Annotated in this window: 12 protein-coding genes and 3 pseudogenes; 10 read left to right on the top strand and 5 right to left on the bottom strand. The window is 34.2% G+C overall.

Annotated elements, in window-relative coordinates; translation table 11 throughout:
- Positions 1–39 precede the first annotated feature (39 nt).
- Both N7U66_RS07375 and N7U66_RS07370 read left to right on the top strand, forming a co-directional pair.
- A complete protein-coding gene (locus N7U66_RS07375) occupies positions 40–1518 on the top strand; it encodes an oligosaccharide flippase family protein (RefSeq protein ID WP_267677930.1) in 1479 nt (492 codons plus the stop codon).
- A complete protein-coding gene (locus N7U66_RS07370; RefSeq protein WP_267677929.1) occupies positions 1515–2267 on the top strand; it encodes an acyltransferase in 753 nt (250 codons plus the stop codon). Before N7U66_RS07375 ends, N7U66_RS07370 begins: the two co-directional genes overlap by 4 nt.
- Here the strand turns inward: N7U66_RS07370 and N7U66_RS07365 are convergent.
- Positions 2257–3174: a glycosyltransferase gene (locus N7U66_RS07365; protein ID WP_267677928.1), complete on the bottom strand. Its 918-nt coding sequence runs from the start codon at positions 3172–3174 to the stop codon at positions 2257–2259. The two genes, N7U66_RS07370 and N7U66_RS07365, sit on opposite strands and share 11 nt — an antisense overlap.
- 122 nt (positions 3175–3296) lie before the next feature.
- On the opposite strand from N7U66_RS07365, the gene N7U66_RS07360 reads away from it, so the two are divergent.
- The 3 genes and pseudogenes from N7U66_RS07360 to N7U66_RS07350 all read left to right on the top strand — a co-directional run bounded on the left by N7U66_RS07360 (position 3297) and on the right by N7U66_RS07350 (position 5981).
- Positions 3297–4352 carry a glycosyltransferase gene (locus N7U66_RS07360; protein ID WP_267677927.1) on the top strand — a complete coding sequence of 352 codons (1056 nt, stop codon included), beginning with the start codon at positions 3297–3299 and terminating at the stop codon, positions 4350–4352.
- A gap of 105 nt (positions 4353–4457) precedes the next feature.
- On the top strand, positions 4458–4874 hold the full coding sequence (locus N7U66_RS07355) for a sugar 3,4-ketoisomerase (RefSeq protein ID WP_267677926.1): 417 nt from the start codon (positions 4458–4460) through the stop codon (positions 4872–4874).
- 25 nt (positions 4875–4899) lie between these two features.
- A pseudogene (locus N7U66_RS07350) lies at positions 4900–5981 on the top strand (glycosyltransferase).
- On the opposite strand, the gene N7U66_RS07345 reads toward N7U66_RS07350, so the two are convergent.
- The 4 genes and pseudogenes from N7U66_RS07345 to N7U66_RS07330 all read right to left on the bottom strand — a co-directional run bounded on the left by N7U66_RS07345 (position 5978) and on the right by N7U66_RS07330 (position 8608).
- A complete protein-coding gene (locus N7U66_RS07345; RefSeq protein ID WP_267677924.1) occupies positions 5978–6931 on the bottom strand; it encodes a glycosyltransferase family 2 protein in 954 nt (317 codons plus the stop codon). The pseudogene N7U66_RS07350 and the gene N7U66_RS07345 sit on opposite strands and share 4 nt — an antisense overlap.
- The gene (locus N7U66_RS07340) at positions 6932–7426 is read right to left on the bottom strand and encodes a hypothetical protein (RefSeq protein WP_267677923.1); all 495 of its coding nucleotides are present in this window, start codon (positions 7424–7426) and stop codon (positions 6932–6934) included.
- A 76-nt stretch (positions 7427–7502) separates the two neighbouring features.
- Positions 7503–7811 (bottom strand): glycosyltransferase family 2 protein, encoded by a 309-nt coding sequence (locus N7U66_RS07335; protein WP_267677922.1) that lies wholly within the window; start codon positions 7809–7811, stop codon positions 7503–7505.
- A 113-nt stretch (positions 7812–7924) separates the two neighbouring features.
- A pseudogene (locus N7U66_RS07330) lies at positions 7925–8608 on the bottom strand (cell division ATP-binding protein FtsE).
- Positions 8609–8868: 260 nt separating this feature from the next.
- On the opposite strand from N7U66_RS07330, the gene N7U66_RS07325 reads away from it, so the two are divergent.
- The 5 genes and pseudogenes from N7U66_RS07325 (at position 8869) to N7U66_RS07310 (ending at position 15471) form a co-directional block, all read left to right on the top strand.
- On the top strand, positions 8869–10917 hold the full coding sequence (locus tag N7U66_RS07325; RefSeq protein ID WP_313791453.1) for a tetratricopeptide repeat protein: 2049 nt from the start codon (positions 8869–8871) through the stop codon (positions 10915–10917).
- Positions 10918–10937: 20 nt separating this feature from the next.
- Positions 10938–11858, top strand: a complete 921-nt coding sequence (locus N7U66_RS21525) for a tetratricopeptide repeat protein (RefSeq protein ID WP_313791452.1) — start codon at positions 10938–10940, stop codon at positions 11856–11858.
- A 409-nt stretch (positions 11859–12267) separates the two neighbouring features.
- Positions 12268–13044, top strand: a complete 777-nt coding sequence (locus N7U66_RS07320; RefSeq protein ID WP_267677920.1) for a hypothetical protein — start codon at positions 12268–12270, stop codon at positions 13042–13044.
- A 92-nt stretch (positions 13045–13136) separates the two neighbouring features.
- On the top strand, positions 13137–13733 hold the full coding sequence (locus N7U66_RS07315; protein ID WP_267677919.1) for a hypothetical protein: 597 nt from the start codon (positions 13137–13139) through the stop codon (positions 13731–13733).
- Between the two features lie 115 nt (positions 13734–13848).
- Positions 13849–15471, top strand: a pseudogene (locus N7U66_RS07310) (amidohydrolase).
- The last annotated feature ends 5 nt before the right edge of the window (positions 15472–15476 follow it).

Genomic DNA, 15476 nt, shown 5'->3' with positions numbered 1-15476 from the left:
GTATTTTAAGCATGAAGCTTTCAATGTTTATTTTCTTGAATGAACAATAGTCAGAAATCATACAGACAAATATTAAAAGCAACATCGTTATTTGGTGGTGTACAAGTGATAAGCATCTTAGCAGGGGTGTTACGATCAAAATTTGCAGCCATATTTATTGGTGTTTCAGGCATTGGCCTCTTAGGAATATTGAACGCTACTTTAAATTTAATCGTAGGGGTTTCAAAGCTAGGTCTAGATGCCAGTTCAATAAAAGAAATTGCCTTTATTAATAAATCAGAAGACCTCAAAGTCGTCTCTAAAACGATATATGTTTTAAAACGTTTGCTTTGGCTTACAGGGCTTATAGGAGCGTTGTTAACCATCGCATTATCTTCCGTTTTAAGTGAAATGGCCTTTCACTCTAAAGACCATACCTTTTCATTCATTTGGATTGCAGTTGCTGTGTTTTTCAAACAATTAACTTATGGTGAATTAGCTATTTTACAAGGGTTAAGACTGTTAAAAAAGCTGGCACTAGTGAATTTGTATGGAAGCGTGATTTCTGTGTTGATAGCCGTGCCCCTATATTATATTTTTGGTATTGACGGCATCGTTCCCACCATCGTATTAAGTGCTTTTTTAGGGTATCTTATTGCCAACCGTTTTTCTATAAGCTTTAAAAATGAAAATGAGAGCCTGTCATTAAAACAAATCATTTCTGAGGGAAAACCCATGCTTAAACTGGGTGTCACCTTAAGTATATCAGGTTTAATAACGTTACTAGTTGCTTATGTCATTCAATTGTATATTACCAATACAGGTGGATTAACCGAGGTGGGCTATTATAATGCTGGTATAATAATTATTAATTCTTATGTAGGAATCATTTTTCAATCCATGAGTAAAGATTATTTTCCTAGACTGGCAGAGGTTGTTAATGATCTTAATAAAGTAGGCGAAATTGTCACACAGCAAGCAACCATTGCGCTTCTATTGGTGACACCAATAATTATTATTTTTACGGGGTTTTCACAATATTTAATAAGCATACTGTATTCCTCAGCTTTTTTACCAACAGCCGTTTTTTTGAATGTTGCCATCACGGGCATAGTATTTAAAGCTGTGTCATGGTCCATGGGGTATGTTATTATAGCTCATGGTCATGCTAAAATATTTATTAAAACAGCGATAGCCTTTAATTGTTTTCTGCTAGTAATTAATATGTTAAGTTATTCGGCTTACGGCTTAGAGGGCCTAGGTGTAAGTTTTGTTGTTTATTATTGTATTCATTTTATTGTGATAGGGATAATCATGAAAAAATATTACGCCTTTGTTTTTTCTAAGGCATTCTTTAAGACATTTTTTTTATGTTTAGTTATGGTTTTTATAACTTTTAGTATCACTTCTATTGAGGGGGGAGGGGCTAAAATAGTGTTATTAACTTTAGTTATTATATCCTCTATTTTATTTACATTATATAAATTAAATAAAGTAACAGATTTAAAAACCATATTAAAAAACAAATATAGAAAGTGAAAAAGTGGTACCGATTATTAGTGAAATTATGGAATAGTATAAGATTTTTTTTATCAATAAATTGGTACAAAACATTACTCTTAAATTTTAAGAAGTTGCCTTTTAATCAAGCGATTAAACTTCCTTTTTTTATTTATGGAAGGGCACGATTTACCTCAATTTTAGGTGATTTTATTATAGATGCACCTATAGAAAGGGGAATGATTGGATTTGGACAAGCTTATGAAATTAATAAAGCAAGCCTTGGAATTTCAGAATTTAATGTCAATGGTACTTTAATTTTTAAAGGACATGTTCAGCTTGGAAAAGATTTTTTTATTTTCGCCTCTAAACATGCGGTTTGCGAATTTGGTCACATGTCTTCCATGGGTTGGCGCTCTAAAATTATATGCACGTCTTCTATTCGATTTGGTGAGTTTGCTAGGTTTGGACCAGAATGTCAGGTGATTGACACCAATTTTCATAACATGAAAAACACGATGACCCATGAGGTGTTTGAAAAATCTAAACCCATAGAGGTGGGAAGCTACAATTTTATTTCTAATAGAGTGTCTGTCTTAAAAGGGTGCACCACACCAAAGTACTGTACCATTGCCTCTAATTCGGTTTGTTCTAGAGATTACACTGCATTTGGAAATAATATATTAATTGGAGGTGTTCCTGCTCAATTAATAAAAGAAAATATTACAAGAGATTGGAGTGGAGAGAAAGCGGGGCTTGAGTCATTGCTTATGATCTTTAAAAAGTAGTGGTTTTAAAACGTTGTCGTATTAGTAATATATTTAAAAGTAATACAGTGTATTTAAGGAGTAACTGGAGGTTTAGGATTTTTATATTTACCTTGATTTCTAATAGTATTTTACGCATAGTGGCTTGGTCTTCCTCTTTGTTTTTATTCATGGCTAACGTCTTTTTTACCGCCATATAGGTCGCTTGTTTAAACTTGTAATTTTTTTTATCAATGCCCTTATAATTAAGGCTTCCTAAGGAATTCTCTAATTTTATACGGTTAACAAGCACCTCATCTACGTAAAGGATGTAATAGGTTCTCGCCAAACGAAGCCAAAAGTCATAATCTTCATATATTAATCGTTCATCATAGCCACCAAGGGCCATAAATACGTTACGCTTAATCATGGCGCTTACAGAGCATATCGTATTAGAATGATCTATTAATTCTTTATAAATAAACCCATCCTTAGGAGATGATGCCATTTTTTCTTGTGAAAATCTATTAAAAAAAACATACTTCTCATCCGTACTTTTATTAATAACAGAAGCATTTCCATAAACAATGCCTATTTTTTCTGTTTTATAAGCATTGAAAACAGATATTTGTAATGCAATGCAATGGGGTAATAACTCGTCATCGGCAGCTAAATCAATGAGATAATCACCTTTAGATTTTAAGACGGCGTTGTTGAAAGATTTTGTTAACCCTAAATTGTTTTTGTTTTTAATTAATGTACCAAAATTATTGTCGTCAATCCAATGTTTAATAATCTGTACAGAGTCATCTTTACTGCAGTCATCAATGATAAGTAGTTCTATGTTTTTGTAGCTTTGATTCAATACAGAATCTAGAGCAATTTTTATAAAATCACGATGATTAAAGCATGTGCATATTACGGTTACTATCGGATTTGTTTTTTGCATTTAAAAGATTAAATTTAACACCATCAAATATACTATGAGTTTTCGCTATATAATTGTATTTTCAAGTAAATTTGCTCCATTAGGATATGACTAGACACTCTAAAAAGCATATTTGTATTCTTGTGGATTGCTTAACAGGTGGAGGTGCAGAAAAAGCCGCGGCCCTTTTGTCTGAGTCTCTTTATGACGCTCACTATGAGGTCTCTATTATTGTCATGAAGGATTTGATTGATTATAGTTTTAAAGGGACTCTTTATAATATTAGGATGGTGAAGCATAGCTTTTTAAATTTTTCAAATTTAAAAAAGTTGTTTTGTTTAAGGCGAATTTATAAAAAAATAAATGCAGATGTGTACCTAGATTTTAGGGTGAGGTATCACACAATAAACGAAGTCTTATTGCATTTGTTTGTGTTCAAAATAAGAAAAACAGTGTTCACTATTCACTCGTACAAAGTTCATAACTATTTACCTAAAAAACACTTTTTCTACCATTTATATAATAAAGCAAAGGCAATTGTAGTGGTTTCTGAAGGTATTTTAGAAAAAACGAAAACCCTATTCGATTTTGATAATTTAATTTGTATTCCTAATTTTTACAACAAATCTATTGTTAATCAAGGTGATAACGAGGTTGATTTTCATTTAGGCTCCTATATTATAGCGGTGGGAAGATTAAAAAACGAAGTGAAACAATTTGATAAACTCATTCTAGCATATGCCAACACCATCCCAGCAAAAAGGGGTATTCTTCTTGTGATTTTAGGAGAGGGAAAAGATCATCATATTCTCAAACGTTTGATTGAAGACCATCATTTAGAAAGTACCATAAAACTTTTAGGGTTTAAAAACAATCCATACCCCTATATTAAAAAGAGTCAATTTTTAATATTATCTAGTAAAGTGGAGGGGTGCCCAATGGTACTTGTAGAAGCTTTAGCACTTGAAACGGTTGTCGTATCTTTTAACTGTAAGTCCGGGCCTGCTGAGATTATTACACACGAAAAAAATGGATTATTAGTGAGAAATCAAGATTTTAATGCGCTTAAAATGGCTATTGATAGAATGTATACAGATTCAGAGCTTTACTTAAAATGTAAAAAAAACACTAAAAGCTCGGTGTACAAGTTTTCAGATGAAGTTGTTTTTAACAGTTGGTTAAAGTTAATTAATACTTAGAATGGTAAGTGTCTTAAGTGGGACTCAGGTTGTGCTAGTATATTAATCGGGAGCGTCACATAAGAAAGTAGTGAGAAGAGTGCGCGAATTTATTTAAAAGAATGTATGAGTAAAACAACAATTGAAACGATTAAAATTATTGATATACCTAAAATTGAAGATACGAGAGGCAATCTTTCTGTGATTGAAAAAAACACAATTCCTTTTAAGATTAAAAGAGTCTATTATTTATATGATGTGCCTTCTACGGCTTATAGAGGTGGACATGCACATAAAGAACAGTTAGAATTACTGGTGGCTTTAAGTGGAAGCTTTGAGGTGAAATTAAGTGATGGTGTCAAACAAATAAGTATCATGCTCAACAAACCAAATAAAGGCTTATTAATACCCACTGGTATTTGGAGAGAGTTAGAAAATTTTTCATCCGGTTCTGTATGTTTGGTCTTGTCTTCAGATGTTTTTGATAAAAATGATTACATCTATGACTTTAAGGAGTTTATGAGGTTTAAATCTTTGAAATAATGCAGGTTAACACTTCTATTTCACTATGAAAAAAATTTGTGTTATTACAACTTCTCTAAGTAAAGGAGGGGCAGAAAAATCAAGTGCCATTCTCACGCAACTGCTTTTTCAGCTCAATTATGAGGTTCATATTTTAATGACAAAAAATGATTTGGATTATGACTTTTCGGGAACATTATTCAATTTAGAAAAAGAGTTTGGAAATGATTTATCTCAGTTTCAAAAGAGTAAAATTTTAAGAACTTACTTTCAAAACCAAAAGTTTGATTTGATCATCGATAATAGAACGAGAGCTGTTTTTTTTAAAGAATTCATTTTATATCACTTTATCTTTAAAGCAAAAGAAAGGATCGCGGTAGTACGTAGTTTTTATCTAAGAAACTATCTTCCTAAGAATAGATTCTTAGCAAAATTAATTTATGGTAATTCTACTACAATTGTTGCCGTTAGTAAAGGTATTGAAAAGGCAATACATAAAAATTATGGGTTTAAACATGTGAAGCAAATATATAATCCGGTGGATGTTAGCATCATTACTGAAAAGGCAGAAGAGCCCATAGAGCTAGATTCCGATTTTATTTTGTGGTATGGGAGAATAGCGGAGCAAGTTAAAAATTTGACCTTACTTTTAGAGGCGTTTAAAATCTCTGATTTACCTAAAAATGCTATTAAATTATGTATCATAGGCCAAGGGGAAGATGTTGATTATTTAAAGAAAAAAATAAGAGAATTAGACCTTAAAGCGCATGTTCATTATATTCCATTCTTAAAAAATCCATTCTCATATGTGAGAAGCGCTAAATTCACGGTACTCACTAGTTATTATGAAGGCTTTCCTAGAGTTTTAATAGAATCTTTGGCCTGTGGTACTCCAGTTATTTCAGTGGATTGTAATTCGGGCCTAGCGAAATTATTACACATAAATATAACGGTCTGTTAGTCGAAAATCATAATATTAAAGCATTGGCGGATGCTTTTAATGCGTTTACTCAGGATACCTCACTGTACAACACGTGTAAAAGTAACGCCACAAAAAGCATTGATACATTTACATATAAAAATATTAGGTCTCAGTGGCAAAAAGTAATAGATGCATTAAATCCCTAGCGATACGCTGTTAGGTAGACGTCTTTTTTTAATAAAAAGCCATGACATTTTTTAATCCAAGAGAGGATGAATTTTGGACAACTTAGAAGAAATTGTTGTTTAACATTCAAATGACTGTATTCGATCTCAGATTTTAATTTTTTATAAATGTCTTGGTCGTTATGCATTTTGCATCGCAATGCAACGGCATAACGATTCACATCTAAATATTTTTTTAATGATGGGTTTGTTTGTTCTTCTTGCGAATAACTATTAATAATGTCATAACGCATAGCGTTGTATTCATTTTTGAAAAGACTGTTTTCTACATACGATAAATAGGAAGCGGTAATTACAGGGTTAAAGGCGATCTCATGTTTTAATGCAAATCTAATCCATAAATCGGTGTCTTGTCCTGTGGCTAAACTAGGATTAAAGCCGCCCAGTGTGTTAAACTTATTTTTTTTGAAACCCACCGCAGAAGTCCATGCTACCCCATTAATAATACTCGCCATAAAAAAGTCGTCAAGCAGTAAGCACGCTTTGCCAAAATCAAAATTAAAACGCGCTGGACGCACTATGGATTGGGTATGATGAATTTCGTAATTATTACAATATAACCCAGCATCAGGAAAAATATCCATTAGCTTTTTTAACTCAAATAAGTGGTTGGAATACCAGTAGTCATCGGCATCAAGTAGCGCTATATTGTTCGATTTCGCGAGGCTTATGCCGTGATTTCGAGCGCTTGATACGCCCTTGTTTTTTGTGGTGACTAGTTTGATTCTTGAATCTTTTATAGCCTTTACAAGAGATTCACTATTATCAGTACTTCCATCGTTTATAATGATAACTTCAAAATCTGAAAACGTTTGTTTTAAAACACTATTAAGAGTCGCAACGATGTAATTTTCCTTGTTGTACAAGGAGATTACTATTGAAAAAAAGGAGGATGTCGCGCTGTCTTTCATTTATTTATAAAGTGAAATAGTATAAAATAATTTAAACAACTGAAAGCTATTGGTGAGACTTGTTTTTTTTGAAATGTATTCAAATACCTTGGATAAATTATTTGCGGCTAATCTCGTGATTTTAGATTTCAAAAATGAAGAATTGTTAATTAGACTTAATAATTTACTGTATTCCATAAACTCAGGGTGATTTGATTTTAGTAAGATTAGGTTTTTTATTCCCGCTTTAGTCTTTTCTATAAAATCGCCATTAGTATCAAGGTCTAAATGGAGTACTGAATTATCCATGTGAATAATAGGGAGGCAATGCTTTCTTAATTCATAAGCAAAAAAGGTGTCCTCGTGTCCATACGCTACGAGTTCCTCTTTGAAGGGGATTTTTTCTAAAGTAGCTTTGGGAACAATAAAATTGTTAGTCATAAAACTATGGTATGGTTTTTCCTTTCTAAGAAATGCTTTTTTATCTTCAAATCGAACGCCATAATTGTATCTCAATTTTTTAGATTTATCTTGAGTTTCAATATGAATTCTTCCACCATATATGATTTTATCAGGCCATTTTGTTATGCTATCAATATACTTTTGAATAAAAAAGTTTGGAATACCAGTAATCGCCGTCTAAAAACAGCACATGATAGTAAGTTGCTTTTTTAGCTAGTAAATTTCTAATTTTCGCGCGTCCTACATTTTTGTTAAGTTTTTCATAGCTGTACAAAGCATGCTTAAAGTGAGCTATTGCATTTAATTCTACAGGTGATGCATCGTCAATAACTAAAACTTCAGCTGGAATGGAAAGGCTTTCTATTTGTTTACACAAATCGATAACGGTTGCTATGCAATTAAAATTGTATACGGGAATGCATACACTGAGTCCTTCCATGCGCTCACTTAAAGTTGTATTATTTTAATTCTTTTAAAAGTTAATTTAGTTAGTGTCAATACCCACGGCAAGGCAAAAGATTTTGATACCTTTACTAGGTAATGATATCATCTTTATCCTCTTCGCTGTACCACCTCAAAAACCTGATTATCATCGCACTTTAGTGTCTTGCTAGGGTATTTAAGTAATAAGGCATAATCGTGTGTTGCCATTAAAATGGTGTTTCCATTTCTATTGATTTCTTGTAATACTTCCATGACTTCAATACTGGTTTGCGGATCTAAATTCCCTGTAGGCTCGTCGGCTAAAATCAATTCAGGATTATTTAATAAGGCGCGGGCGATGGCAATACGCTGCTGTTCTCCACCGAGAAAGTTCGTGAGGAAATTTAAAGCCTTTAGAAGCCATGCCAACCTTAGTTAAAACCTCGTCCATTCTACTAATCATGGCCGCTTTATCTTTCCAACCAGTCGCTTTTAAAACAAATTCTAAATTGGCATTTACGGTGCGGTCTGTTAATAATTTAAAATCTTGAAAAACGACCCCTAACTTGCGTCTTAAAAAAGGAATGTCATCCTCTTTTAATGTTTTTAAATCGAAATTCACAATGTGCCCTTCACCTACTTTTAAAGGTAAGTCGGCATATAAGGTTTTCATAAAACTACTTTTCCCGAACCTGTTTTGCCAATTAAATATACAAAATCACCTTTGTTTATTTTTACATTGACATCTGAAAGGATAAGACTTAAACCTTGAAAAATGGAAGCCTCTTTAAACTCTAAAACGGTATCTGACATATTTATTTTTTTTCTCGGAGTATTCTGCTTTTAAACGCAAAGAAAAACACAATGTTGTAAATGTATCATTTTAGTTCAAACTATAAAAATAGGGACTTCAATTTTCTTTCAAAATTCGGTATTCTTTATAATTTTATTTTTTAATACCCCGGTTCATAATTATAACAAAATTCTAACGTTATGGTTTTAGTAATAATTTATCTTTGATTTCAAATTTTAAATCCATGGTCAATGACTAAAAAACATATCACTTCCTTTTTTTGGCTCTCTTGATAACAGGGGTTTCTTTTGCGCAACAATCTGCAGCGTACACCAATGATTTTGTGGCCTACCAGAAAGCCCTTCAGCTGTATAATAACCAACAGTATTTAGCCTCTCAGGCAGCGTTTAGAGAGATTTCTAAAACCGCTGAAGAAACAAACATTAAATCTGATTGTGCGTATTATATTGCTAATTGTGCGGTGCGCTTAAATCAACAGAACGCCGATGATTTAATCGAACGTTTTGTAGAAGATTACCCCACAAGCACAAAAAAAAATACGGCGTTTATAGATGTGGCCGATTACTATTTTGAAAACGAAAAGTTTGCTTACGCACAAAAATGGTATCAAAAAGTAGATGAGAATGCTCTAAGTAGAACAGAGCGTGAGCGGTTCTATTTTAATAATGGCTATGTCGCTTTTTATTCCAAGAATTATAAAGACGCTAAAACGTATTTAGCCAAAGTTGAAAATTCAATAAAATATGGCTCGCAATCGAAATATTATATTGGATTCATGGCTTATGAAGGAGATGATTATGAAAAAGCCAATACCTACTTTGAACAAGTGAGTGATCAGGAAAAGTATCAAGAAAAGTTGTCTTACTACCAGGCCGATTTAAATTTCAAACTCGGAAAATTTGAGACCGCTATTGCATTGGCTGAAACAAAATTACCAACAAGCGATGAGAATGAAATTTCTGAACTCTCTAAAATAATTGGAGAAAGTTATTTTAATTTAGAACAATACGCTAAGGCCATACCCTACTTGAAAAAATATAAAGGAAAAAAAGGCAAATGGAATAATACCGATTACTACCAATTGGGTTATGCGTATTACAAACAAAAGGACTATGAAAAGGCGATTTCAGAATTCAATAAAATAGTGGATGGAAACAATAGTGTCGCTCAAAATGCATATTATCATTTAGGGGAAAGTTATGTGAAACTGGATAAAAAACAAGAAGGCTTAAATGCCTTTAGAAATGCATCTCAGATGGATTTTGATCTCAAAATTCAGGAGGATGCCTGGTTAAATTACGCTAAAATTAGTTACGAAATTGGTAATCCATACCAATCGGTTCCCCAAGTTTTAACGGGCTATTTAGAGGCCTATCCAGCGACGACGTATAGAGAGGAGGTAGAAGGCTTATTAATTGATTCTTACATTACGTCAAAAAATTATAAAGAAGCTTTGGTATTGCTTAAAGGAAGAAAAACAAAGGCTAATAAAGGCGTGTACCAAAAAGTTACTTTTTATAGAGGAGTGGAACTGTTTAACGAAAGTAACTTTAAAGAGGCAGAAACATTATTTGAGGCCGCTTTAAGTGAACCTATTGAGGCAAAATATGTGGCGCGTGCGACTTTTTGGAAAGCAGAAAGCAACTATAATCTAACCCATTATGATATCGCACTCAACGGCTTTAAAAAATTCAAGCAACTAGCAGAAGCGCCTAATACGGAAGAATACCAAAACATAGACTATAATTTAGCGTACACTTACTTTAAACAAAGAGACTATGAGCAGGCTACTAAACATTTTGGGCAATTTATTAGTACCCAAAAGGGTGATAAAGTAAGATTAAATGATGCTTACCTGCGTTTAGCCGACGTTTATTTTGTGTCTAGTCAATACAGTCAAGCCATTGATGCCTATAATAACGCCATTGCCGTTGGGGAGATTGAAGCAGATTATGCGTTCTTTCAAAAAGCCATGAGTGCTGGTTATTTAGGACAGATGCCTCAAAAAATAGCAGAGTTAGAGCAATTCATTTTAAAGTATCCTCAATCTAAATTACGTGATGATGCCCTATATACGTTAGCAAATGCTTACGTTAAATCAGGAAGTACAACACAGGCGTTAACAGCCTACAATAAGTTAATTACAGAATATAAAGGGAGTACATTTATCTCTAAGGCTCTATTACGTCAAGGGTTAGTGTATTATAATATGAGTGAGAATCAAGAGGCGCTGGCTAAGTTTAAAAAGGTAGCAGGGGATTATCCCAGTTCCCAGAAGCGAATCAAGCGGTTGCCACCGCACGTTTAATTTATATAGACATCGGTCAAGTGGATCAATATGCAGCCTGGGTAAAAACCTTAGATTACGTGGAAGTAACAGATGCCGATTTAGACAATGCAACTTATGAGTCTGCAGAAAAACAATATCTAGACGGGAATACAAATGAAGCGCTCACTTTATTTACTAAATACCTAAATAATTTTAAAAATGGTTTACATAAAAATCAAGCCCATTTTTATTTAGCGCAATTGCATTTCAAAAATGGTGAAAAGTTAAAAGCACAACCACATTACAAAGCGGTAGTCGCCGCTTCTAAAAGCGAATTTACAGAAGAAGCGCTTTTACGCCTCTCTCAAATCACTTTAGAACAAAAAGATTGGAATGAAGCCATTCCCATATTAAAACGTTTAGAAACCGAAGCTAATTTTCCACAAAACAGTTTATTTGCGCAATCTAATTTAATGCAGGCTTATTATCAAACGAAAGCTTATAATACCGCGGTTACATACGCAGAAAAAGTATTGGACTATTCAAAATTAGATAATAAAGTAAAAAGTGATGCCTACCTTATTATTGGGCGTTCTGCAATGAAAACTGGGGATGACACAAAAGCAAAACGAGCCTTTGCAAAAGTAGAGCTAACAGCAACTGGAGAAACAGCCGCGGAAGCGTTATATTATAATGCTTACTTTAAATATAATGAAGGTAATTATGCAGCATCGAACACCACAGTACAGCGTTTAGCAAAAGACTATTCGGGCTATAAGTTTTATGGTGCTAAGGGGTTGATTATCATGGCAAAAAACCATCATGCTTTAGGCGATGCTTTTCAAGCCACCTACATTTTAGAAAGTGTCACCAAAAACTTTAAAGATTTTCCAGAGGTAGTTGCAGAAGCTCAAACAGAATTGAATTCAATAAAAACAGAACAGGCAAAAACGAATGCTTCAGTGAACACAGGAAAGTAGTTTTCTGTTTGCGCTAGCAGAGATTAGAGATACTATTAATCGGTAAGGTTGTCTAAACCTGACTGGTTTTAAAAATAAATAAAAGGTCTCCTTTAAGGTCTGAAAGACGTTCTAGGATTCAATATAAACAAACGAGAATATATGTTTAATAGAAAGCAATTCTTAGTATTATTATCAGTAGTAGTGACCACAGCGACTATGGCGCAAGACCGTAGACAAGATACTTTAAATCCGAGATGTTATTAATGTCATTAAACCCTATACACCAACAATTTCCGATGCTTTCAAAGTAAAAGAGGCCCCTGTATTAGATGATAAGGAAACCACTACTAAAAAAGAGGTTACATATGATATTGTATCCTTTCCTGTAGCGTCAACCTTTACACCGGCAAAAGGAAAAGCAGCTGTGGTGGACAAGGCTAAAAAGATTAAATTATTTGATAATTATGCAACACTAGGTGTGGGAACATACACGACTATTGTTGGAGAAGTGTATTTAAACCATGAGTTAAACAGCGGTGAGTATATTAGTGCCCATGTTGGTCACCATTCTTCGGGTGGCGGAATAGAAGGTGTGCTTTTAGATGACGATTTTAGAGATTCTAAATTGGATTTAAACTATAGTAAACGGGAAAGTGATTACAACTGGACCATTGGTGGTGGGTTCCAGCTTCAAGCTTTTAACTGGTATGGTTTGCCACAGCCTCTCTTTAATCCGTTTGTAGCCGATACCATTGGAGATGTGGGACATCAATTTACAAATGCCCACCTTTCAGGGGATTTAAATGTCTTTGAAGGATTTTTTAAATCTGTAAATGTGTTATTTAGACGCTTTGGAGACAACCAAGGATCAGGGGAAAATAGGTTTACTACAAAAGGCACTTTTGATATTCCAGTACAAGATGAATTGGTTTCTATGGCTTTAAATTTAGATTTTTTAAGTGGTGGTTTTGATAGATCCTATTTAAATGAGGCCGCTTTAAATTATGGAAACTTTCAATTGGGTATTACACCAACGTACGAATTAAAACAAGAGGATCTTACCGTAGATTTGGGCGTGTCTCTTTCCTATTTGAACGATTCGGAAACCGGAAAAAACAAGTTTTTTATCTATCCAAATATTAGTGCCAGTTATCGCTTATTAGAGGATGTAGCTATTGCATTTGGTGGGATAAAAGGGGGCTGATTCAAAATTCATATTACGACTATGCAAAAGAGAATTCGTTTGTATCACCAACATTAAATATTTCCCCAACCGATCAGCAGTTTGATGCCTATGTGGGTTTAAAAGGCCAACTTTCAAATACCATCAGCTATGCAATTAAAGGAAACTATACTTCAGAAAAAAACAAGCCGCTATTCGTGAATAATCCAATAACAGGGACAGATCAAGCATACACTTATGGCAATTCTTTTGGTGTTGTTTATGATGATGTAACCACTTTAGGGGTTTACGGAGAAATAGGAGTAGATGTGAATAGAAGTTTCACGATGACCTTAAAAGGGGGCTATTATCACTACGATACCAAATTTGAAACTGAAGATTGGAATTTGCCGGATGTTACGGCATCTCTGTTTTTAGATTACCAGATTTCTCAACAATGGTACACCGGTGCCAATGTGTTTTTTGCGGGAGAACGCAAAGATCAATTTACTATAATAAATCCATTATTTCCAACGGTATTTACTACGTATGCCACCACTTTAGAAAGTTATTTCGACGCGAATGCACATGTAGGGTATCATATAAATGATTACTTGTCAGTCTTTGTAAAAGGTAACAATCTTGTAGGTGAATCCTATGCCAAATGGCAAAACACGCCAGTGCAAGGCATTCAATTTTTGGCTGGAGGTACTTATAAGTTTGATTTTTAAGTATAAGCAACGGTAGGTTTACCTATTTTAAAAATTTTATAACGATACAAAAAAGGGCCTTATTTTCAAGGCCATTTTTTTATGCCTATATTTATCTGAAATTTTTCTAAAGACTATGAAGCACCTTTTTAAATTATTATTAATGACACTCGTTTTTAGCTGCGAATCTAAAAAAACAGAAGTAGATACCATTGTAACCCATGCGAATATTTATACTGTAAATTCGGCTTTTAATAAAGCTGAAGCCTTCGCGATAAAAGACGGGAGATTTGTTGCAGTAGGTAGTACTCAAGATATTGAAAACGCCTTTATAGCAAAAGAAACAATTGATGCGAAAGGTCAAACCATTACTCCGGGATTCATAGATGCGCATTGTCATTTTTATAATTTAGGCATGAACAAACAAACTGTTGATTTAGGAGGAACAAATAGTTTTGAGGAAGTCATTCAAAAGGTCATAGACTTTCAGAAAAAAAGAACAGCAGTTTTATTATCGGTCGTGGTTGGGATCAAAATGATTGGGAAGATAAAAACTATCCTAATAAAAATGTATTAGACAGTTTGTATCCCTATGTTCCAGTGGCTTTAACAAGAATAGATGGTCATGCCATGCTATGTAATCAAGCCGCTTTAGATTTGGCGCAGATCTCTAATAGCACAGCAGCTTCGGGTGGTGAAATTATACAGGAGAATGGGAAATTAACCGGCATTCTTATTGATAATCCCATGGAATTCGTGGAGGCTGTATTTCCAAAACCAACCAAAGCACAACAGATTGAAGCTCTTTTAGATGCACAAACATTTTGTGCGAACTTGGGGTTAACCACCGTGTCTGATGCGGGCTTAGACAAGCAAGTCATCGAGTTAATCGACAGTCTGCAGCAGGCGGGAAGGCTAGACATGCGCGTGTATGCTATGGTTAGTAATAAAAAAGAGAACTTAGATTACTATCTAGAACAGGGTAAAATAAAAACAGAACGACTCAATGTGCAGTCTGTTAAGGTCTATGCGGATGGCGCTTTAGGATCTCGAGGTGCAGCATTGAAAACGCCTTATAGTGATCAGCATGACCATTTTGGAGCCATGGTTATTGGGACTCAAACGTATAGAGATTTAGCCAATAGAATCGCGAAGGCGGGCTATCAAATGAATACCCATGCTATAGGGGATTCAGCAAATCGCTTTGTGTTACAGACCTATGAGAAAACCTTAAAAGGCGAAAGTAATAGACGCTGGCGTGTAGAACATGCACAAGTCATTACAGATAATGATTTTGAGTATTTCACAAACGAAAACATCATACCCTCTATTCAACCTACGCATGCGACAAGTGATATGTATTGGGCTGAGGATCGCGTAGGATCAGAACGAGTAAAGGGCGCCTACGCCTATAAAACATTGTTAGAAAAAAGTGGTAGAGTGGCTCTAGGTACTGATTTTCCAGTAGAACAAGTGAATCCCTTTTTAACCTTTTATGCAGCCGTGGCACGTAAAGATGTAAAAGGCTTTCCTGAAGAAGGCTTTCAAAAAGAAAACGGATTAACCGTGAGCAGAAACTTTAAAAGGTATGACCCTTTGGGCGGCCTATGCCAATTTTGAGGAGGAGGAGAAAGGGAGTATTGAAGTGGGTAAGTTTGCCGATTTCATCATAATCAGCCGCGACATTATGGAAATTCCTGAGAACGAAATACCGTTAACTACTGTTAATAAAACCTTTATAAATGGTGTGGCACAATAATTGTC

Source organism: Lacinutrix neustonica, assembly GCF_026625145.1.
Lineage (GTDB): Bacteria > Bacteroidota > Bacteroidia > Flavobacteriales > Flavobacteriaceae > Lacinutrix > Lacinutrix neustonica.
The sequence above is the reverse complement of the archived record's forward strand: the minus strand, read 5'-3'. Positions and strand labels throughout refer to the sequence as shown.

What these genes read in the sequence shown, in the direction of transcription:
- N7U66_RS07365 (WP_267677928.1), bottom strand. Translation starts at nt 3,174, where the DNA reads ATGCAAAAAACAAATCCGATAGTAACCGTAATATGCACATGCTTTAAT.
- N7U66_RS07355 (WP_267677926.1), top strand. Translation starts at nt 4,458, where the DNA reads ATGAGTAAAACAACAATTGAAACGATTAAAATTATTGATATACCTAAA.
- N7U66_RS07345 (WP_267677924.1), bottom strand. Translation starts at nt 6,931, where the DNA reads ATGAAAGACAGCGCGACATCCTCCTTTTTTTCAATAGTAATCTCCTTG.
- N7U66_RS07375 (WP_267677930.1), top strand. Translation starts at nt 40, where the DNA reads ATGAACAATAGTCAGAAATCATACAGACAAATATTAAAAGCAACATCG.
- N7U66_RS07335 (WP_267677922.1), bottom strand. Translation starts at nt 7,811, where the DNA reads ATGGAAGGACTCAGTGTATGCATTCCCGTATACAATTTTAATTGCATA.